At 68.3% G+C, this 18,150-nt stretch carries 23 protein-coding genes and 1 tRNA gene; 14 read left to right on the forward strand and 10 right to left on the reverse strand.

Going from position 1 to position 18,150, the window contains the following annotated elements; all coding sequences use genetic code 11:
* Positions 1–88: 88 nt before the first annotated feature.
* Positions 89–1,627: an alpha/beta hydrolase domain-containing protein gene (locus AB0O28_RS18505; protein ID WP_363641593.1), complete on the reverse strand. Its 1,539-nt coding sequence runs from the start codon at positions 1,625–1,627 to the stop codon at positions 89–91.
* Positions 1,628–1,834: 207 nt separating this feature from the next.
* On the opposite strand from AB0O28_RS18505, the gene AB0O28_RS18510 reads away from it, so the two are divergent.
* Positions 1,835–2,461, forward strand: coding sequence for a DUF1707 domain-containing protein (locus AB0O28_RS18510; protein WP_363641595.1), 627 nt, complete (start codon positions 1,835–1,837; stop codon positions 2,459–2,461).
* A 36-nt stretch (positions 2,462–2,497) separates the two neighbouring features.
* Positions 2,498–3,133 carry a class I SAM-dependent methyltransferase gene (locus AB0O28_RS18515; protein ID WP_363641597.1) on the forward strand — a complete coding sequence of 212 codons (636 nt, stop codon included), beginning with the start codon at positions 2,498–2,500 and terminating at the stop codon, positions 3,131–3,133.
* A gap of 22 nt (positions 3,134–3,155) precedes the next feature.
* On the opposite strand, the gene AB0O28_RS18520 is transcribed toward AB0O28_RS18515, so the two are convergent.
* Entirely contained in the window at positions 3,156–3,779 is a 624-nt protein-coding gene (locus tag AB0O28_RS18520) for a helix-turn-helix domain-containing protein (RefSeq protein ID WP_363641599.1), read from the reverse strand.
* A gap of 118 nt (positions 3,780–3,897) precedes the next feature.
* Here AB0O28_RS18520 and AB0O28_RS18525 point away from each other — a divergent pair, with 118 nt between their 5' ends.
* Together AB0O28_RS18525 and AB0O28_RS18530 are read left to right on the forward strand one after the other, a co-directional pair.
* On the forward strand, positions 3,898–4,281 hold the full coding sequence (locus AB0O28_RS18525) for a nuclear transport factor 2 family protein (RefSeq protein ID WP_363641601.1): 384 nt from the start codon (positions 3,898–3,900) through the stop codon (positions 4,279–4,281).
* Between the two features lie 790 nt (positions 4,282–5,071).
* Complete coding sequence (locus AB0O28_RS18530; protein WP_363641603.1) at positions 5,072–6,064, forward strand: serine hydrolase domain-containing protein; 993 nt, start codon at positions 5,072–5,074, stop codon at positions 6,062–6,064.
* A gap of 42 nt (positions 6,065–6,106) precedes the next feature.
* On the opposite strand, the gene AB0O28_RS18535 is transcribed toward AB0O28_RS18530, so the two are convergent.
* Both AB0O28_RS18535 and AB0O28_RS18540 read right to left on the reverse strand, forming a co-directional pair.
* Positions 6,107–6,637: an N-acetyltransferase family protein gene (locus AB0O28_RS18535; RefSeq protein WP_363641605.1), complete on the reverse strand. Its 531-nt coding sequence runs from the start codon at positions 6,635–6,637 to the stop codon at positions 6,107–6,109.
* An 11-nt stretch (positions 6,638–6,648) separates the two neighbouring features.
* The gene (locus AB0O28_RS18540) at positions 6,649–7,062 is read right to left on the reverse strand and encodes a metalloregulator ArsR/SmtB family transcription factor (RefSeq protein WP_363642097.1); all 414 of its coding nucleotides are present in this window, start codon (positions 7,060–7,062) and stop codon (positions 6,649–6,651) included.
* Positions 7,063–7,211: 149 nt separating this feature from the next.
* Between AB0O28_RS18540 and AB0O28_RS18545 the strand changes: the two genes are divergently transcribed.
* A complete protein-coding gene (locus tag AB0O28_RS18545; protein ID WP_363641607.1) occupies positions 7,212–7,667 on the forward strand; it encodes an ArsI/CadI family heavy metal resistance metalloenzyme in 456 nt (151 codons plus the stop codon).
* A gap of 321 nt (positions 7,668–7,988) precedes the next feature.
* Here the strand turns inward: AB0O28_RS18545 and AB0O28_RS18550 are convergent, their stop codons facing one another.
* On the reverse strand, positions 7,989–8,534 hold the full coding sequence (locus tag AB0O28_RS18550) for a GNAT family N-acetyltransferase (protein ID WP_363641609.1): 546 nt from the start codon (positions 8,532–8,534) through the stop codon (positions 7,989–7,991).
* 129 nt (positions 8,535–8,663) lie between these two features.
* Positions 8,664–9,449: a hypothetical protein gene (locus tag AB0O28_RS18555; protein WP_363641611.1), complete on the reverse strand. Its 786-nt coding sequence runs from the start codon at positions 9,447–9,449 to the stop codon at positions 8,664–8,666.
* 237 nt (positions 9,450–9,686) lie between these two features.
* On the opposite strand from AB0O28_RS18555, the gene AB0O28_RS18560 reads away from it, so the two are divergent.
* Positions 9,687–10,730 carry a winged helix-turn-helix domain-containing protein gene (locus AB0O28_RS18560; protein WP_363641613.1) on the forward strand — a complete coding sequence of 348 codons (1,044 nt, stop codon included), beginning with the start codon at positions 9,687–9,689 and terminating at the stop codon, positions 10,728–10,730.
* A gap of 203 nt (positions 10,731–10,933) precedes the next feature.
* Here the strand turns inward: AB0O28_RS18560 and AB0O28_RS18565 are convergent, their stop codons facing one another.
* The gene (locus tag AB0O28_RS18565; RefSeq protein WP_363641615.1) at positions 10,934–11,542 is read right to left on the reverse strand and encodes a hypothetical protein; all 609 of its coding nucleotides are present in this window, start codon (positions 11,540–11,542) and stop codon (positions 10,934–10,936) included.
* 224 nt (positions 11,543–11,766) lie between these two features.
* Between AB0O28_RS18565 and AB0O28_RS18570 the strand changes: the two genes are divergently transcribed.
* Positions 11,767–12,309: a hypothetical protein gene (locus AB0O28_RS18570; RefSeq protein WP_363641617.1), complete on the forward strand. Its 543-nt coding sequence runs from the start codon at positions 11,767–11,769 to the stop codon at positions 12,307–12,309.
* A gap of 187 nt (positions 12,310–12,496) precedes the next feature.
* Here AB0O28_RS18570 and AB0O28_RS18575 read toward each other — a convergent pair.
* The 3 genes from AB0O28_RS18575 to AB0O28_RS18585 form a co-directional block, all read right to left on the reverse strand.
* Positions 12,497–12,557 (reverse strand) — tRNA-Leu (locus tag AB0O28_RS18575).
* Positions 12,558–12,885: 328 nt separating this feature from the next.
* Positions 12,886–13,305 (reverse strand): GntR family transcriptional regulator, encoded by a 420-nt coding sequence (locus tag AB0O28_RS18580; protein ID WP_363641619.1) that lies wholly within the window; start codon positions 13,303–13,305, stop codon positions 12,886–12,888.
* 89 nt (positions 13,306–13,394) lie between these two features.
* Positions 13,395–13,568 (reverse strand): hypothetical protein, encoded by a 174-nt coding sequence (locus AB0O28_RS18585; RefSeq protein WP_363641621.1) that lies wholly within the window; start codon positions 13,566–13,568, stop codon positions 13,395–13,397.
* A gap of 59 nt (positions 13,569–13,627) precedes the next feature.
* On the opposite strand from AB0O28_RS18585, the gene AB0O28_RS18590 reads away from it, so the two are divergent.
* The 7 genes from AB0O28_RS18590 to AB0O28_RS18620 all read left to right on the forward strand — a co-directional run bounded on the left by AB0O28_RS18590 (position 13,628) and on the right by AB0O28_RS18620 (position 18,144).
* Positions 13,628–14,806, forward strand: coding sequence for a helix-turn-helix transcriptional regulator (locus AB0O28_RS18590; protein WP_363641623.1), 1,179 nt, complete (start codon positions 13,628–13,630; stop codon positions 14,804–14,806).
* Positions 14,807–14,980: 174 nt separating this feature from the next.
* Positions 14,981–15,220, forward strand: coding sequence for a hypothetical protein (locus AB0O28_RS18595; protein WP_363641625.1), 240 nt, complete (start codon positions 14,981–14,983; stop codon positions 15,218–15,220).
* Positions 15,217–15,546: a hypothetical protein gene (locus AB0O28_RS18600; protein WP_363641627.1), complete on the forward strand. Its 330-nt coding sequence runs from the start codon at positions 15,217–15,219 to the stop codon at positions 15,544–15,546. The genes AB0O28_RS18595 and AB0O28_RS18600 overlap by 4 nt, the downstream gene beginning before the upstream one ends.
* Positions 15,547–15,697: 151 nt before the next feature.
* A complete protein-coding gene (locus AB0O28_RS18605) occupies positions 15,698–15,910 on the forward strand; it encodes a DUF397 domain-containing protein (RefSeq protein ID WP_363641629.1) in 213 nt (70 codons plus the stop codon).
* A 180-nt stretch (positions 15,911–16,090) separates the two neighbouring features.
* Complete coding sequence (gene amcB, locus AB0O28_RS18610) at positions 16,091–17,224, forward strand: cyclophane-forming radical SAM peptide maturase AmcB (RefSeq protein WP_363641631.1); 1,134 nt, start codon at positions 16,091–16,093, stop codon at positions 17,222–17,224.
* Complete coding sequence (gene amcA / locus AB0O28_RS18615) at positions 17,221–17,400, forward strand: multiple cyclophane-containing RiPP AmcA (protein ID WP_363641633.1); 180 nt, start codon at positions 17,221–17,223, stop codon at positions 17,398–17,400. The genes amcB and amcA overlap by 4 nt, the downstream gene beginning before the upstream one ends.
* Before the next feature lie 75 nt (positions 17,401–17,475).
* Positions 17,476–18,144, forward strand: a complete 669-nt coding sequence (locus tag AB0O28_RS18620; protein WP_363641635.1) for a pentapeptide repeat-containing protein — start codon at positions 17,476–17,478, stop codon at positions 18,142–18,144.
* The last annotated feature ends 6 nt before the right edge of the window (positions 18,145–18,150 follow it).

The following is an 18,150-nucleotide window of genomic DNA, read 5'->3' on the forward strand; positions in this document are numbered from 1 at the left end:
AGGGCCGGCAGGGCGACCGGCACGGACCTCACTCGATGTGCGGAGCGGATCGGTGCCGGTCCGACCGATCGGTTCGTTCGGTTTGTCCCTAGCGCCGGTTCTCGCTCCGGTGCTCCCCGATCCCCGCGTTCTCCGCGGCGGTGACGATCGTGGTCGCGTCCTCCAGGAGGAGATATCCGGCGTCCACCGACGCCTGCGCGGCCGCCCGCACCTTGCCGACGTAGTCGGCGTGCGTCGGGTACAGCCGGCTGAGCACCGGCTCGGCCGTACGCGGCAGGAGCGGATCGGACGGGTCGCCCGCGTTGTGCCGGTCCCACGGGTCGGCGTCGCCGTTCCACGGGTCGCGGGCGCCGTAGAGGCCGCAGAAGACGCCGCTGCCGCTGGTGTCCCGCAGACCCGTAAGCGTGCGGGTCGGCACCGCCACGTCGGGGAGCCGGATGCCGCCCGTCGCCAGGCCCGTGCCCGGGTCGCGCAGCTCGGGGTGCAGCAGCGGCCCGCTCGGAGGCCGGGGCCCGCCCCTCGCCCAGGCGGCCAGGTGACGCAGCGCCGCGTTCATCGAGTAGTGGCCGGGCCCGTCGTTGAACGGCGCCGACCCGGCGGCGCAGTCGGCACTCGGCGCGGCTGAGCCCGCCGACTTCCGCACCGTCGCGTCGCCGAGGTCGTAGGCCCACTGGTCGCCGTGGGCCGTACCGGCCAGCTCCCAGTGCACCACGCGGCCGGTGTCCGGCTGCCGGGCCGCGAACGCCGTCGGGACGTCGGTCTCGGTGAGCACGACGAACGTCGGCACCGGCAGGTCCGTACGGATCCTGCTCGGGTTCGGCATCGCCAACAGGTCGAGCAGGCTGCCGCTGATCGGGGCGCCGACCGCGCCGTTGCTGTGGATCATGAAGCCGTCGTACACCTGCGACACGGGCTGGACCGCGTTGACGTACGTCGTCATGAGACCGGCCGACTGCGACTCGCCGTCGGCGAGCAGCGTCGTGACGTGCAGGCCGCCGAGCGGATCGGGCCCGATCGGCGTGCGCAACGCCTGCCCGGCCTGGGAGAAGATGTCGTACGCGTAGGCGTCGCCGGGGTGGACGAGGCTGCCGTACCGCGCCGGGTCCCAGCCCTTGAGACCGCGGATCTCGCCGAGGCCGCCGTCGACGCCGACCTCCTGCGCCGAGACGCCGACCCACGCGTAGCCCTTGCGCAGCAGTTCGTCGCGTTCGAACCAGTAGTCCGGGGACAGGTCGATCTGACCGCTGACGTTGAGCCACTCGACCACGACCGTGCCGTTGAACCTCGCCGGGTCGGCGGGCCGGCGTACCAGGAGCCGGGTCTTGTACGCGGCGCGGCCGGTCGCCCGGACGTTCCACCGGCCGTCCGAGGTCCAGATGCCGGACTTGGCGTAGGACGTGGCGGTGCCCTCGATGAAGTACTCGCTCTCCGTGAAGCCGAACGAGCCGAGGTCCTCCGCCGCGGCGAGGAACGGGAAGCCGTGGTCGCCGGCGGGCGGGATGCTGACGGTGGGACTCGCCGGCGCGGCCTGGGCGGCCGGCGGGGCGCCGTGAAGGGCGGCGGCGAGCGCCGCCCCCAGCGCCACGGCGGTGATCCGCCGCCGGGGAGACCGGACGGATAGGCGCACGGGTTACCTCCGTGAGACGAATGTCGGGGAGGCACAGTGTCACCCGCCCTGCCCCGCCGGGTAATCGGCGGAATCACCTGCGTTCGCCCTAGGTGGTGCCTGGACCTGAGGCGTCCACCTGGGCCTGCCGCCGGCGGAGCCCGCCGGCGGCTAATTCGAAGCGGGACGCGCTCCCTGGCGGGTCGAATGAGAACTATCGTGACCAGCATGGAAAATGCCCCCCAGCGCCGGGACTCCCCCACGTCCCACCTGCGCGCCTCGGACAGCAACAGGGACCAGGTCGCCGCCATGCTCGGTGAAGCCATGAGCACCGGCCAGCTGAGCCACGAGGAGTACTCCGAGCGCCTCGACAACCTCTACCAGGCCAAGACCGTGGGCGAGCTCGAGGTCCTCACCCACGACCTCCAGGTCGAGCGGCACGGCCCGGCCGCGAGCCCGGCATCGCACGCGCCGAGCGCGATTTCCTACGCGTCGAGCGCGAGCACCGAGCCGGACAACATCATCGCCGTCTTCGGCGGCGCCGACCGTAAGGGCCGCTGGCGGGTACGACGGCAGACCAAGGCGCTGGCCGTCTTCGGCGGCGTGCGGTTCGACCTGACCGAGGCCGAGTTCGAGGCGAAGGAGGTCGAGATCACGGTCAACGCCGTATTCGGCGGGGCCGAGATCATCCTGCCGGAGGGGGTCGAGGTGCGCTGCCAGGGCGTCGGCATCTTCGGCGGCTTCGACGTGAACAACAGCCCGACCGTCGACCCGTCCGCGCCGGTGATCGTGATCAAGGGCCTGGCGCTGTTCGGCGGAGTGAGCGGCAGGATCCGGCGCCGCCGCGACAGCTGAGCCCGGGGGCGACCTGCCGTGGCCGAACCGGACTTCTTGCTCTCCACCCGAGCGTCGTACGACGCGGTGGCCGCGGCGTTCGCGGGACGCTCCCACGACGAGCTGACGACCAAGCCCGTCGATCGCGCGATGCTCGCGGCCTTCGCGGAGCTGGTGCCGCGCACCGGGCCGGTCGCCGACATCGGATGTGGCACCGGCCACGTGACGGCGCACCTGCACGGTCTGGGGCTGTCCGTGTTCGGGATCGATCTTTCGCCTCGGATGGTCGCGGCGGCGCGGCGGGAACATCCGGGCCTGCGGTTCGACGAGGGGTCCATGACCGCCCTGGATCTGCCGGACCGGGCCCTCGGCGGCATCCTGGCCATGTATTCGATCATCCACATCCCGCAGGAGCGTCTGCCGCAGGTGTTCGCCGAGTTTCACCGGGTGCTGGTCCCGGGTGGCCGTGCGCTGCTCGTGTTCCAGGTGGGCGACGACCGGGAGCATCGCGCGGAGGCGTTCGGCCAGCCGATCTCACTCGACTGCTACTGGCGGCCGCTGGAGCGCGTCGCCGAGTTGCTGGGCGAGGCCGGGTTCGTCGAGGAAGCCCGGTTGCTGCGCGAGCCCGACGAGAACGAGAAGCTCCAGCGGGGCTGTCTCCTCGTCCGCCGGCCGGCGGACGTCGCCGGGTAGGTCCTCCGGGGGCACATGTCGCTCACCGTGGCCGGGGTCGTAGCCCGTCGAGGATGAGCTGGGCGATGTGGGCGGAGCGCGCACGACTGGTTTCCGCGCCGGCGTGGCGGATCGCGGCGAAGGCGCCGGCGACCAGTGCCATCACCTCGTCGACGGTGAGATCGGGGCGCACGGCGTGGGCCGCGTGCGCGCGCTCCAGAAGATTCGCGACGTGGCGCGTGAGATCCGCCGCGACATCGGGAGCGGCGGTGCGCAGGTCGAACTCGGCGGCCACCAGTGCGCTTTTCACCGCCACGTTCTCGGCGCCGCCGGCCATCATCGCGGACAGCAGCGTGAACAGAGCTTCGGGATCGCCGGTCGCGGCGAGTGCTTCCGCTTCCGTCACCAGTCGCCTGAGCTGGTCGATCGCGACGGCGAGATACAACGCTTCCTTCGTCGGGAAGTGCCGGTGGACGGTGCCGGGGCCGACGCCCGCGCGGCGGGCGATCTCGTCGAGCGAGACGCCGAGGCCCTCCGTCGCGAACAGCCGCTGCGCGGTCCGCAGGACCCGCTCGCGATTGCGGCGCGCGTCGGCCCGCAGCTCCCGGTCGCTTCCGTGAGCCGCCGTCGGGTTCGCCGCTGTCGGTCGAAGTGGCCGGCTGGACATGGCGATATCAGTGTAACCGGGGCGCCGCACCGTATACCGTGGCAATAACCGGGGCGGCGCACCGGTTGGAGTCCGCGCCGCTCGCACCCGGACCGCCGGCCACGAGGAGGCCACGCCGATGACCACACGCGAGGACGCGAGCGCCCTGGTGAAGCGGATGCAGGAGTGCTTCAACAGCCGGCGATTCGACGAGGCCGCGGACCTGCACCTCCCCGGCTTCTTCAGCCACCCGCTCGGCACCATGGGGTTCGAGGCGGGCAAGGAGGCCTGGCGCACACTCGTTGCCCGGTTTCCGGGCGTACGTGTCGTCGCCCAGGACATCCTGGTCGACGGCGACAAGGCCGCCGTCCGCTCGACCGTCGAGGGGATCGAGGTCCCGGACGGCGACGCACAGCCCATGCTGTTCGAGATTTTCCGGATCGACAACGGCCGATTCGCGGAGATGTGGGGGGCCAGCGCGGGCTTCCCGTCCTCAGCCAGCCCCGAGGAATTGATCGGATAAGCCGACCGGTCCGGCAGAAATCGCTCTCAACCTCACCCTCTCGGTGATTGCGGCAGATAGGCCCATGCCTCCCCTGATGCCGGACTGGTTGAGATTCTCCTCACCGACATTCTGCCGATGTGACGGGCCGACCCAGCGAAAAGATATGCGGGAGGAAAAAGACGTCGATCGCCGTTTGCGACTCCGGCGAACGGAAAGCAAGCCCCCAGACGAATGATCCACCGAGCGCTCGATCGAGACTCACTCGATTCAGAGAATCGCCGGAATTCTGGACATCGATACATTCAATGGGGAGAAAATGCCCAAGTGTCCTAATGTTGTCGGGCTTCTTGCTATCAGCGCCTCGCTGACCGGTGGTGCCATGCCCTTGGGCGCTCCTGCCATCGCCGCATCCGCGGAGGGCACTGTCGTGGCCGGTCCCGGCGTCGATCACCCGGCCGATCGCGGCCACGGCCGGGCGCATGAGCGCAATCGCACCAGGCAGCACGACAAGCAACGGCAGTCGGAGCACGAGCGACAGAACCAGAACCTGCTCCGCGACGTCACGCTCGCCGTCACGCCGGCGCAGAAGAGCGCGGCGGATTCGCGGGCTCTGCCGTACAACTGGCAAAAGACGGACACGAGCGCAAACACCTACACCGATCAGGACAGCCGATCGGAGATCACAAGCCGGCCCAGCCAGAAAGCGGAATCACCGCTCACCGACGGTGCACCCGAATCCGATTCGCCGGCCACGTCACCGGCACCGGCACCGCACGGCGATTCCGCCAGTGCGGCGATCCTGGCGTATTTGAAAGACCTGGCCGCGAAGAAGGAGTTCACCGGCTCGGCGCTGGTGGTGCGGCGCGGACAGGTGCTGGCGCGGTTCGCCGCGGGCGAGGCGGACGAGGAGCGGCACATCCCCAACCGGCCCGACACGGTCTATCGGGTCATGTCGATCACCAAGCAGTTCACCTCGATGCTCGTGCTGAAACTGCAGGACCGCGGGCTGCTCAAGCTGGACGACCCGATCTGCCCGTATCTCGTCCCGCGATACATCAAGGCGTGCCCGGCGGCGTGGCGTCCTATCACGATCCGCGAGACGGTCACGCACACCTCGGGCATTCCGAACATCGAGAAGCTGCCCAGCTACCTCGACAACGTCACGCGGCCGACCACGCCCCGGCGACTCATCCGGCAGTTCGTGAACCTGCCGCTGCTGTTCACGCCCGGCACCAACTGGAGTTACACCAACTCCGGCTACGTCCTGGCCGGTGCGATCATCCAGGCGGTGACACACAAGCCGTACGGCGAGGTGCTGCGCAAGCTGATCACCGAGCCTTTGAACCTCCGGCACACCGGTTACAGCACGACATATCCGCCACGCGGGTTCGCGAAGGGCTACTTCAGGCTCGGGTCGCCGGCCCCGCTCCTCAACAACTCCGAGCTGTTCTCCGCGACCGGCCTCTTCACCACCGTCGACGACATCGCACGCTGGGACCGGGCGTTCGGCTCGTTCACGGTCGCGCCGCCCGCCACGGTCAAGCTGGCGTTCACGCCGCAGGCGAAGTGTCCCCCCGGCGGCTGCCTCGACCTGCCGTCGAGCGCGTACGCCTTCGGCTGGCTCGTCGACCGGCTCCAGGGGCACCGGCTCCGGTACCACCCGGGTCTTTTCATGGGCTACACGGCGAGCAACATGTATCTGCCCGATGACGACATCCAGGTGGTCCTGCTCAGCAACGTGCAGGACACCGACACCGCCGGTATCGCCCGCCGCCTCGCCACGATGGCCCTCGATCTGTGAGTGCCGGGCGGCCCGAATCCGCCGTCGGCGATCGCAGCACCGTCACCTGCCTGTGACGGTGCTGCGGCGTTCGACGAGGACGACGTCGCGCCAGCGGTCGTGGTGGCGGCCGATGTGGTGGCGGGTGCCGACGACGCGGAAGCCGGCCTTCTCGTGCAGGCGCAGGCTGGCGGTGTTCTCGGGGAAGATGCCTGACTGGATCGTCCAGACGCCCTCGGTCTCGGTGGACTGGATCAGGGCGTTCAGGAGCGCCAGCCCGACTCCGCGGCCACCGTGACCGGGGTGGACGTACACGGAGTGTTCGACCACCCCGGCGTAGACACACCGGTCGGAGACGGCGCTGACCGCGATCCAGCCGATGACCTGCCCGCCGACGGCGTCGACCGCGACGTACCGGTGGCGCGGCAGCTTCGCGGCGTCGAACGTCCGCCAAGCGGGGGCCGTGGTCTCGAAGCTGGCGTTGCCGCCGTCGAGACCGGCTTGGTAGATGGCGAGGACCTGCGCGGCGTCGGCCTGCCGCATGGGGCGGATCGTGACTCCGCCGGCTCTGACTTCTTCCACGTTCTCGGACATGGGCTCTCCGTTCAGCAGGGCGGCGAGTCGGGAACGGGGCGGCCCATGACGACGTCGGCGGCGATGGGAAAGCCCTCCGTACCGGCGAGAGCCGGCGACACCGGGCCGATCAGGGCCGACATCCGGGCCAGGACGGCGGGCTTGATCCAGTAGTACACCCACGTGCCCCGGCGCTCGGAGTCGATCAGTCCTGCCCGCTTGAGCACCTTGAGGTGGTGGCTGATCGTCGGTGGGGTCAGGTCGAAGGCCGCCGTCAGGTCGCACACGCAGGTCTCGCCGCCCTCGTGACAGGCGATCAGCGACAGCAGGCGCAGCCGTACGGGGTCGGCGATCGCCTTGAACAGGGGAGCCAGCTCGGCCGCCTCGCTCTCCGACAACGGCCCGCACGCCAGCGGCGCGCAGCACGCACCGGCGGCCGCGTCCAAGCCCGCGTCAATGATCGACAGCTCCTGTTTCGACACACATCTAATTTGACATAGATCTATGCAAGGGCACAAACTGCGGCTTGATTAGACGATCGTCGAATCAGTCGGGGCCACCGCCGCCCGTCGTTTCCGCCCAAGGAGGACCGCCCATGTCCCGTGTCCAGCTCGCTCTGCGCGTCGCCGACCTGGAAGGCTCGATCGCGTTCTACTCCAAGCTGTTCGGCGTCGAGCCCGCCAAGCGACGGCCCGGTTACGCCAACTTCGCCGTCGCCGAGCCTCCGCTGAAGCTCGTTCTCCTCGAGGGCGAGGAGGGCGAGCCGACCCGGATGGACCACCTCGGCGTCGAGGTCGACGACACCGCGCAGCTCACCGCCGCGACCGAACGCCTGAAGGAGGCCGGCCTGGCCACCTTCGAGGAGAACGACACCACCTGCTGTTACGCCCTTCAGGACAAGGTGTGGGTGCACGGCCCCGGCAACGAGCCCTGGGAGGTGTACGTGGTCAAGGCCGACGCCGACACCCTCGTCAAGCAGGCCGACTCCGCCTGCTGCGCCTCCGACGACGCCGACGAGAAGACGGCGAGCGCTGACAGGTCCTCCTGCTGAAGCACGGCGAAAGACGCCCGGCGACCATCACCAGGGTGATCGCCGGGCACGGCCTATCGCCTCTGAACCCGGCACCGTTTCAGCAGCGCGCTGATTCTCTCGGGGTCCTTGTCGCCGTTCAACTCGTCAAGGAGATCGTCTGGGCAGAGTTCGTACAGGTCACCCCACCAGCGGCGGGCTTTGTTGTCCCAGATCCTGTATCCGCCGGGTACGCCTCTTGCGACGTAGCGCCTCCTGCTCACGACACAAAATTGAACCAGGCGAAGATCCCGCTGCCGGTGTCACAACGAGTATCTATTGATGGGCCCGCTCCTCACGTCTCTACCTCGGATCGAGTGCGCGTGTCATCCAGATCGTGTTGCCATGTTCGGCGTCCTCGGTGATGCGGCCGCTTGGGTGGAAAGCGAGCTTCTCGAGGACGCGGAACGAGGGTGCGTTCCACTCCCGCACGGTGGCCCAAAGTCGTCGACGTCCTGTTCGCGTCGCGGCTTCGACGACCGCACGAGCGGCCTCAGTCGCGTAACCATGGCCGTGAGCGCGTCGTGCCAGCTCGTACGCGATTTCAGGTTCATCGGAAGATGACTGGCCGACAGTCAGTCCGCAGTACCCGATGAACTCACCGGAGTCTCTCAGCTCGATCGGCAACAACCCGAGCCCCGGATCCGCCATCAGCGGATTGTCGAGGAGCCGTCCGCGCATGTCCTCGACCGTCGGGCGTCCCTCGGCGTCGATCCGCCGCGCCGGAGGCACTCGTGGATCCCGCTCAAGCCATAACCCGCGGTACTCCTCGGCATCCGACGGCACCCACCGCCGCAACCGCAGCCGCTCGGTCACCAGCTCCGCCGGTAGATCCTCATAGGTCCCCATCCGCCAAACCTAACCCCGCGCCGGCCAAGACCGAAGCTGACGACAAGAGGTGGACATCGAGCTGTCAACGGGGGCGGCTGGACGTTGCCGTCAAGGTCGCCGTCACGGAGTTGCCGGCGCACTGGACCGTCAGCCTTCGCGGCGGACTTCCCATAGCTGGTTCATGCTCCCTCTCAAAGGGGAGTAGTCGACTTTGGCGAGAACGGGGTGCTTCAGGCGCTTGAGAACCGCGGTCATCTGACGGGCGTTGCAGGCGATTGAGCCCACGCCCTCCTCGTCGGCGATGCGCGGATCACTACGGGTGAGCCAGTCGGCGTTACATGCCTCAGTGACTCGATTGAACCCGGCCATCCAGTCGTACCCGAGTTTCATCGGCCGGCCACCCTCCGGGGTGAAGATCACGACGCCGCTGATGCTGGGGTCCGGAGTTCTGTCTCCGAGGTATCGAAGGGTGCCGAAGGCGGCCTTGGGTCTCTCGGTCGCGATGCCGGGCCAGAGCTGATGGATCGTGGTGGCCTTGGTGCCCGCATAGACGATGCGGACCAGCGTGGGTCCGAGAGTGAAAACGAAGGCGAGGTCGGCGGAAGCACACGCGGTCTTGCCAAGGCCCTTGGCGCTTATGGCGTATTTGCCGCCGTTATCCTTGGCGCCGCATGTGACCGTTGTCCGGTAGAAGGAGGCCGATGAGTAGTCGAGCCGGATCTCTTTGGCTCCGGCCAAAGGATTCAAACGGTAGGTCTTGAGCCCGTTGTACGCAGTGATCGGCGTGGCTGCGCGCGGCACGAAACGGAGTTTTCCCTTCCCGTCCGGCCAGGCCCAGCCGTACGCGACCTTGGGAGAGGAGGCCTCGGCCGGCACGGCGGTCAGGCCGGTCGCGATGAGGACGAGACCAGCAATGGAGACTAACAGTCGCACGAGGTTCTCCTGGAAAAAACGGCACGGCGCTACACGGAACGCACAGCCTACTCACCCGGTACGACATTCCGCTGGGGTCCAAACCTGCCACTCCGGTCCGACCAGGAACGGCGAAGAGGCCCTCCGCGGCGACGCGGGCTTCTTCGCCGGCAAGGGCAACGACTCGTCGCGACATCGCACAGGCGCGCAGTGATACAACTGCTTCAGCCAGATCACCGCCACCCGGAGGGCAGCCCCTTGGCCATCCCCGACTACGAGACACTCATGCGTCCGATCCTCCAGTTACATGCGGATAACCAGGAGCACGCGAGAAGTGTCATCGTCACCAAGGTCGCCGAAATATTCCAGCTCACCGAGGCAGAGCTGGCCGAGACTCTCCCCAAGAGCAAGCGGCGGCTGATCGATGACAGGGTGCATTGGGCAATCCTCTACATGGTCAAGGCCGGCCTCCTGGTGCGCACCGGCAGAGGCATCACGCAGATCACTGACCGCGGTCATACCGTTTTGGCCCAATACCCGTCTGCACTGAACGACGGCATTCTTCAGCAATTCCCGGAGTTCAAGGAGTTCAAGCAGAGGAATCGCGGGTCTCTTGAGAACACGGTTCCGGACCCCACGGCCGAAGTCGACAACCACGTCCCGGCGGCGCTGCAGACCTTCCGCGAGAATCTGGAGCGCACTCGCGCATTCGTCTACGGCGGTAACAGGCTGAAAGAGCTGGGGGTAACCGCGTTCGACGTGGACGAGCTCTTCCGTGGCGCCTGGATCCAGGCCGTCGCCTATCACGAGCAGTGGGTCAAACAGGAGATCGTCGATCGAGCCGTCGCGATCGCGGAGGACAGCACAAGACCGAGGCCGGCGAAGTTCCAGAAGCTCAAGATTTCCGTCGCGCAGTTCGAGAAGATCCATCACGACCGGCAGTCGATCGCCAAGATTTTTCGCGCGCATCTGGAGGACCATTTCGGCCGGGAGTCGTTCCTCCGGCCCAGCCAGATCAAGGAGGGCTTCGCGCACGTCAGCTCCATTGATCTGTGGCAGGAGGTGGCAAGCATCCGTTCCGCGGGAGTCGCCGGCGATGCGGCCGTCAAGGTTCCGGAGCTCCATGCCCGCTTGAATGAGATCGCCGAAAGACGAAATCAGATCGCCCACGCAGCCGACCATGATCCACAGAGCGCAGGCAAATTGCTCCCCATTTCCGGTGAAGACGTGCTCGACGTCATCGACTGGCTGGACGCGAACGCCGTGGCGATCGTCCAGGCGATCGACGGTCACCACGCGTAGCCCGCTGGGCAGCGACAGCCGGCCCTGACGCGGGTGACACAACCAGGGCGATCGCGGAGCAGGTCTTCCACGATCCCGCGGTCACAGCCAGTGCCACGTGGACCAGGACGGCTGACCCGGCGATGAGGGAGCTTCCGGCTCCCAAGGTGGCTCCCAGGAGCCCGGCGGATCACGTGAGCCCTCGGTTCACTGGTGGAAGGAAGTTACTCCGAGCGTGTCCGGAGGGTCTCTCGTGCGACGTCGGTGAGTAGTGCGGCAGCCCAGAGAAATACCTTGGGGTCACCGACATTCGAGTCGGTGAGCCATTGAGCGGCCCGGCGCGCGTCCTGCTCATCCTGGATCAACCCCCAGATCCCCGGCTGGACGCCGGTGGCTCGGTAGACCTCGGATACGAGACCGCCCAGGCAGGTCCAGGTGTGCCAGCACCCGCTGTCGAAGCCGACCAGTTCGAACCCCAACCGCCGGCCGCCGGGGTTGGGAAACCTCTCGCGCCGGGCCAGCCGTTCCGGGAGGCTTCCGGCCGATGCGTCCCAGCCTCCATCGGCGATATCGGCCAGCAGGCCGGGAACGTCGGCAGTGGCGAAGCCGACCCCGAGCACGTGCAAGCCCGGCTTACCAGCGCGCTCGCGCGCGATCTCGGCCTCCTGGGGGCCGTCGAACCAGTCGTCCCAGCCAATGGGATCGGATGACACCAGGTCCACCACGCAGTCGCTCAGCGACACCAGACCACCGGGAAGGCCCACGTCCTGCCAATCGTGCCGATTCGCGCGTGTAGCGACCCGATAGCCGGCGAGGACGTAGTCGGGTTCCATGGCACTCTCTCCTCTTGCGGTCGGTATCGCAATTTTCCAGTCGTCGCCCTCGGCCTATAGTGCGCGGCTCGTGGTGCGACAACGCCCAGCCTTGTGGGGTTCGGCTCGTGCTTCGGCTTCCGTGAGCCCGAATCGTGGCTCGGGGAGGGTCGGACGGTCGGGTCGTCTCGGCCTGGCAAGCCTGTTACAGGTCAGCCCCAAGGTCACGAAACCATGCTGGCCTGATGGACCTGACCAACGCTGTTGAGGCGCTCACCACGACCGTGACCCCGGGCCGCCGCATGCCGGGGAAGATCGGCATGGGCATCCTCCTGATCTGCTGGCTCGCGCTCGGCGTGCTGCCGTTCGTGACCGCGGTGCCGGACTTCCGGCTCGCGACCGGGAAGATCGGCACTTCTGGCGCCCTCACCGTCGTCTCCTGCGTCTCCCTCGGCCAGGGACGGTATGACTGCAGGGGCAGGTTCGTCCCCGACGGCGGTGGAGACGCGGTCATGGTGGCCGCATCCCCCGACTCAGAGGTGGGGGACGTGATGCGGGCTCAGCTCACCCCTGAGGGGGATCAGGCGCTACCGTCCGGCACGAAGGGCGTCCTGCGGGCCATGACGCTCCCTGCCACCGGCCTCGGCGTGCTGGCCTTCCTGCCCTACGTCGTGCTGTACGTCTTCAGAGCCAGGCGGGGGCGCAAGACCGCCGTGATCGCGGGATCGGCGGTCACCGCCCTGTCCCTGGTGCTGATCGTGATCGGCATGGTCGCCGCTTACTCCTGACCGGCCTGGCCGGGCGACGAGGTCCGGGCGAGGATGTCCTTGCAAGGGGTCCCGCTACCCCGCCTTGGCTCCCCGTCGGACGCTCAGCCGATCGCGGCCCTGGCACAGGGCCAAATCGCCCGAGATTGTCCGGACAAGCACAAGGCCCCTGACCGCGAGAGCGCTGATCAGGGGCCTGCCGTACGAGAGCCGCCTTGGGGAATCGAACCCCAGACCTTCTGTTTACAAGATCCTGCCCGCAACGCGGCCGTCAGGGGTCATTCACGTTCGCCCAGCTCAAAGCCAGTACAGACCCGGACAGACCCGAGTTCGCCAGCGCTAAACCGGGATTTGATCTACCGAATTCCTACCGGAAGTCGATCATGATCGGCGTATTGCTGGGCTACGGACAGTAGTGTTCACGTGCTCGTGATCCGGCCTAACATTCCCCGCGTCATACTGAGCGAGCGAGCCGGACGATGGGCCCGGCACGCGCGCCAGGGACCGGACGATGCGAGGCGCCGGCCCCAACGCAAGCGGGGCCGTCTTACCGCTCATGGGGAGCTGGGACCAGGCGGCCCCGCTTGTGGTCAGGTCTCACTCCGCCTGCGGGGCCCGCTTGATCCGGATTACCGTGCCAGCCGCGTACACCTCGGCACGCCCCCGCTGGTAGACCACCACCACGGGATCGTCTGGGCCGATCTCCAGCTGTGCCTGCTCGGCCTCCGTGGGCGGCCTGCAGGTGACCGTGATCTCGTCGGCGTCCATAGTCACGACAACATCGTGTCCGGTATCCCGGACGAATGAACCTCTCGCCGGCACCGTGTAGACAAGACCACGGTCTCGGAGGATGGAAACCGCCTTCCGCACGGTCTCCCGGGCAACACCGAACTCCTGAACCAGCTGGGCTTCCGACGGGATGGGGCGTCGCGGCCTGAGCACACCGGACGTGATGCGCTCTGCGATCACGTCGGCGAGCTGGATGTAGACGTGTGTGTCCCCATCATGATCAATCACAGAGGCAAACGTAGAAGCCCACCCGTCCGGCTTCACATTCGACGGCGTATGGCCGTACGCCTATAGACGTCTGGCCACTTGTCTAGGCATCATGGTCTGTCCGGGCCGTCGGGAGGTCCTCGCAACTCCTGCGGCCTGGCCGCGAGTGCCCTCGGCGAGGGGCCGAGCGCCGGGGCGCCGCGGTCGACTCCCCGCGCCCAGAGCACCGCACGATCGCCGGGGATCACGATGCCCAGCAGAAGAACCCAGCGAAGTCTGGACATGCGTTAGCCCTGCACGCCAGCCTGTAGATGTCGAGTCATACAGGGAGTGCAGGGCTGGTATGGACGAAGGTAACACGATCGGCGCCAGGCTTCGAGCCGCCCGCAAGGACCGCGATCTCACCCAGGAGAAGCTGGCCGAACGAGCCGGGTTGTCCCGCGACCTGGTCGCCAAGCTGGAGCAGGGCCGCAGGCAATCGACCCGGCTGACCAGCCTCATGGCGCTCGCCAACGCCTTGGACATCGAGCTGAGCCAGCTCACTGACAAACGGGACCGCATGGGCAGTGACCGCGACGGCGCCAGCGTCCTGGCGCTCCGCGACGCCCTGCTTTCCCCGCACCATCTGCCCGCCATCGATGACGGGCACGACGGGGAACCCACCCCTGTGCCCGCCATCCGCGACGCGGTCGACGCCGCCTGCCGCGCCTACTGGCAGGGCGAGTTCCCCGCCCTCATCGCACAACTTCCGGACCTGATCGCCGAGGCCCGCCTCACTCATCAGGCGCACGGGGCAACCGCGGTGTACCCGCTGGCCATGGCCTACGACCTCGCCGCGAGCATCATGGTCCACCTCGGCCGGGACGACCTGGCGGCGATCGGCGCCGAACGCGCCATCACTGCCGCCCACGCCGGGGACGACGAACTGCTGTGGGCCACCCTCCACGGCACGTACGCGTGGGTGCTGCTTCACCAGGCCCGCACTCGCGAGGCCGAGGAGCTCGCCGCCCGCATGGCTGCCCGCATCGAACCCACCTTCAGCGCGCCGACGGCCCATGTCGCCGCCTACGGCAACCTCCTCATGACTGCCCTCGCGCCCGCCGCCGCGGCGGGCCGGGACGTCGCCGACTACGTTTCGCTGGCCACCGCGGCGGCCGGGCGGCTCGGCCGCCGCACCGCCATCTACAACAGCGCGTTCGGTCCCGCCACCGTCGCCATGCAGGAGACCCACGCCTACACCGTGCTGCGGGAGCCGGCCCGCGCCCTTGAGGCGTCCCGCCGGATCCGCCCCGGCGACCTGAACGGCATCAGCCACGGCCGTCACCTGCTGGACGTCGCCCAGTCGCACCTGGACGCCCGGCAGCGCCGAGCAGCGACCGAGCGGCTCATCGAAGCGCGCAGCCGGTCGGTAGTGTGGTTCCGCCACCAGGCGCTCGCGCGGGAACTGGTGGAGCGGGTCCGGGAGGAGGAAACCCGGCCGTCTGCCGCTGTGCGCTCCCTCGTGCGCACGCTCAGCCTGTGAGGTAGGACACAGCGTCCTAGTCCGCCTGAGAATTTCCTCAGCATGGGGACATGACGTCCCTGGGCGGCCCGTCACCGTGCGTATAGCGTCACTCGCGCACTGGTAAGACGGGCCCTCGCCCAACGCCGTGAACGCCAGGCGCGGGCCCTTGATCAGGAATCGAGGTCCTGACCCATGGCACACCCTAGAGCCACCGACGCCCCGCCGACGACCCCGGGCTGGCGGATCATGCGGAGCGACACGGGCCGCCTCTGGGCCACCCGCGAACGCCCGTTCACCGTGGCCGAGGAAGCGGCCGGCGCCTACCGAACCGTCGACGGCGACGACGCACTCCAGCTGGCCCGCGCCATCGCACACCAGGAGAGCGTGGCAGAAACCACGGCATCCGGCCCCGGCCACGAGGCGGGCCGATGAACCTCCTCGCCGTGCTCAACGCCTTCCCCAGCCTGCGCAACCTGGCACCCAGCGTGCCGACACCGCAACCGGCCTACCAGACCGCCGACTACTGCTTCCTCCGGGAGGGACCGAACGGCGAACGGCAAGTCTGTCTCCTCTTCGCCGGCAGAACATGGGCGAAGGAGATCGTCACCAGCGACGGCGTCGTCAAATCCAGCGATGTCACATCGCTGACCCAAGTGCCGCTCGACCAGTGGTTCGCCGAACGCTACACCGCCCGCATTCAGGGCGGCTGGCGGCCCGGGTTCGTCAGCCCGCCCACGGAAATCCCGGATACCCCATAAGCCGCTCGGCGGTGCGGACGAGGTCGCCCTTCTGCCCCCGTGGAGGGACTGGCCCCTGCGCCGCCGAGCGTTCCACCCCGGCCCGGAACGTACCGGCGCGGCGCGCCCGGGCCGGTCCTGACCCCCACGCCCACCTGTGAAGAAGAGGGACATGAACCCCGCCGATTCGTCCGGCGCCACCTGGCGCAAGAGCCTGCACAGCGCCAACGAATGCGCCTGCGTAGAGGTCGCACTCGACCTCGGCGGCGGCCAGGTAGGCGTCCGCCACAGCAAGAAGCCCGACGGGCCTGCCCTGGCCTTCACCCCCGCCGAGTGGGACGCCTTCCTCGCCGGCGTCCGCGACGGCGAGTTCGACCTCACCTAGCCGGCCGCGTCCTCCCGCTGAACACACCCCTAAGCCCTCGGCGGCATGGTCGTGCGCCCTTTCTCCCCGTCGGGCGTGCTCCACCACACCCAACGCCGCCGAGTACGCCGGCCCCGGGCGACTCCCCTGCCCCGCCCGGGGCCGGCACCCACCCCACCTCCCACCACGACAAGGACCGCGATGGACGAACGGCAGGAGATCGGGCATTGGTTCGGTCCGCCGAAAACGCTCGTGATCCAACCCACCCCGCTGTGCAACCTGAACTGCAGCTACTGCTACCTGCCGCACCGCACGCTCAACCGTCAGATGCCGGCCGAAGTCCTGGACGCCGTGGCCGCCTCCGCTGAGGAACTCACCCGCCGCGGTGGTCAGGTGGACATCGTGTGGCACGGCGGCGAACCACTCACCGTCGGTGTCAACCGGTTCGCCGCGATGCTGGCCCCGTTCGAGACCCTGCGCCAGCAGCGCCGCATACGGCACTACGTACAGACCAACGCGGTGCTCCTCAACGAGCGTTGGTGCGAACTGCTGACGCGTCATGATGTGCGGGTGGGCGTGAGCATCGACGGTCCCGCCCACTTGAACGCCCGCCGCACCGACCTGCGTGGGCAGTCCTCGTTCATCCGCGCCATCCGCGGTATCCGCGACCTCCACACCCATCGCATTCCGTTCTCCGTCATCGCCGTCGTCGGCCCCGACGGCATCGCCGAACCCGAGGCGCTGCTGGATTTCCTCGCGCGCCTGGAGCCGCACAGCATCGGGCTGAACGTCGAGGAGCAGGAGGGCGTGAACACCTGGACGCCGCCGATCACCCCGGAGGCAGCCGAGGAGTTCTGGGCGCGGGTCGTGGCCTGGTCGATGCAGCCCGGGCGCCTTCCCATCCTGCGGGAGGTACAGCGCGTCGCGGACTATCTGCGGCTGATCCGCCGCGGGCAGCACGGGGCGTGGGACAGCCGCCGCCTGGACCCGATCCCCACCGTGGCGTGGACCGGCGACGTCGTGCTGCTGTCCCCGGAACTGGCTGGCATCACCGACCCGGCGTACGGCGATTTCGTCGCCGGGAACGTCCGCGACCAGTCCATCCTCGCGATGCTCGGCAACGCGCATCGACTGCGGTACGTCCGCGAGTTCATGGCCGGCCTACGCGCCTGCCGCGACACCTGCGCATTCTGGGACTGGTGCCGCGGAGCCCAGGCAGGAAACCGCTATTTCGAGAACGGCAGCTTCGCCAGCACGGAGACCGCGTACTGCCGCCTCACCCGGCAAGCCCTCATCACCGCACTGGCAACCACCGCAACCAGGGAGCACGCATGAGCCCGCTGCAGGTCCTGGCGACCACGGACGCCCCGCTCGTCGACGACCTTGTCACCACGTACGAACCCACCACCCCCGCCCCGATCCACGCCGGGTTCGGCAACAAGCCGTCGTGGGACAACACCGGTAACACCTTCGACAACAGACCCTCGTGGGACAACTGGTCCAAGAAGTAGCCACCGAGCTGGGGCCGTGGGCGAGCACATCGGGGAACCGCCCGCGGCCCCGCCGCATTCCGATAGGGAGAACACATGGAGACGCACACCCTGCGGCAGACGAGCGTCCTGCTGCCCGGCCTGGACGAGGAGGACCTCACCGAGGTCGCCTCCCTGGACGGCGACAAGCTCACCGAGTTCAGTTACACCGGCGCCCGGCTGCGGGAGCTGTCCCTGTCCGGCGTCACCCTCATGAGCGGACGTATCAGCGAACTGGTCACCCAGCGCACCAACCTCAACAAGCTGGCGGTGAGCTCAGTCGAGCTGACCGGCTGCGACCTGTCCCATCTGCACTGGTCGGACAGCAAACTGTCCCGCGTCGTGTTCCGCGACTGCCGACTCCTCGGCGCGCTCCTGGAAGAAGTCACCTTCGACAACGTCATATTCGAGCGGTGCAGGCTGGACTACTCCGTCTTCGTCAACGTCCGCGCCGCCGGGCCCGTCATCTTCAATTCCTGCTCGCTACGCGAGATGTCGTTCACCCGCGCGGACATGACCGGCAGCGCAGCCGTCGACTGCGATCTCCTCCGGACCGAGTTCAACGGCGGCACCTACCGCGGCCTCGATCTACGGGGCAACGACCTGGCCGGCCTCCGCGGCCTCAGCTCTCTCCGGAAGGTCACCATCGACCGGTCGCAGCTCCCGGACCTGGCCCGGGCAGCCGCAGCAGACCTGGAAATCACCATCGCCGAGGACCAGACATAGGAGGGG

This window comes from Microbispora sp. NPDC088329 (genome assembly GCF_040685655.1).
GTDB lineage: Bacteria > Actinomycetota > Actinomycetes > Streptosporangiales > Streptosporangiaceae > Microbispora.

Coding starts and splice junctions, on each gene's coding strand:
- AB0O28_RS18510 (WP_363641595.1), top strand. CDS start 1,835: ATGGAAAATGCCCCCCAGCGCCGGGACTCCCCCACGTCCCACCTGCGC.
- AB0O28_RS18570 (WP_363641617.1), top strand. CDS start 11,767: ATGGACCTGACCAACGCTGTTGAGGCGCTCACCACGACCGTGACCCCG.
- AB0O28_RS18595 (WP_363641625.1), top strand. CDS start 14,981: ATGGCACACCCTAGAGCCACCGACGCCCCGCCGACGACCCCGGGCTGG.
- AB0O28_RS18550 (WP_363641609.1), bottom strand. CDS start 8,534: ATGGGGACCTATGAGGATCTACCGGCGGAGCTGGTGACCGAGCGGCTG.
- AB0O28_RS18520 (WP_363641599.1), bottom strand. CDS start 3,779: ATGTCCAGCCGGCCACTTCGACCGACAGCGGCGAACCCGACGGCGGCT.
- amcA (WP_363641633.1), top strand. CDS start 17,221: ATGAGCCCGCTGCAGGTCCTGGCGACCACGGACGCCCCGCTCGTCGAC.
- AB0O28_RS18600 (WP_363641627.1), top strand. CDS start 15,217: ATGAACCTCCTCGCCGTGCTCAACGCCTTCCCCAGCCTGCGCAACCTG.
- AB0O28_RS18585 (WP_363641621.1), bottom strand. CDS start 13,568: ATGTCCAGACTTCGCTGGGTTCTTCTGCTGGGCATCGTGATCCCCGGC.
- AB0O28_RS18545 (WP_363641607.1), top strand. CDS start 7,212: ATGTCCCGTGTCCAGCTCGCTCTGCGCGTCGCCGACCTGGAAGGCTCG.
- AB0O28_RS18525 (WP_363641601.1), top strand. CDS start 3,898: ATGACCACACGCGAGGACGCGAGCGCCCTGGTGAAGCGGATGCAGGAG.
- AB0O28_RS18565 (WP_363641615.1), bottom strand. CDS start 11,542: ATGGAACCCGACTACGTCCTCGCCGGCTATCGGGTCGCTACACGCGCG.
- AB0O28_RS18535 (WP_363641605.1), bottom strand. CDS start 6,637: ATGTCCGAGAACGTGGAAGAAGTCAGAGCCGGCGGAGTCACGATCCGC.
- AB0O28_RS18620 (WP_363641635.1), top strand. CDS start 17,476: ATGGAGACGCACACCCTGCGGCAGACGAGCGTCCTGCTGCCCGGCCTG.
- AB0O28_RS18605 (WP_363641629.1), top strand. CDS start 15,698: ATGAACCCCGCCGATTCGTCCGGCGCCACCTGGCGCAAGAGCCTGCAC.
- amcB (WP_363641631.1), top strand. CDS start 16,091: ATGGACGAACGGCAGGAGATCGGGCATTGGTTCGGTCCGCCGAAAACG.
- AB0O28_RS18590 (WP_363641623.1), top strand. CDS start 13,628: ATGGACGAAGGTAACACGATCGGCGCCAGGCTTCGAGCCGCCCGCAAG.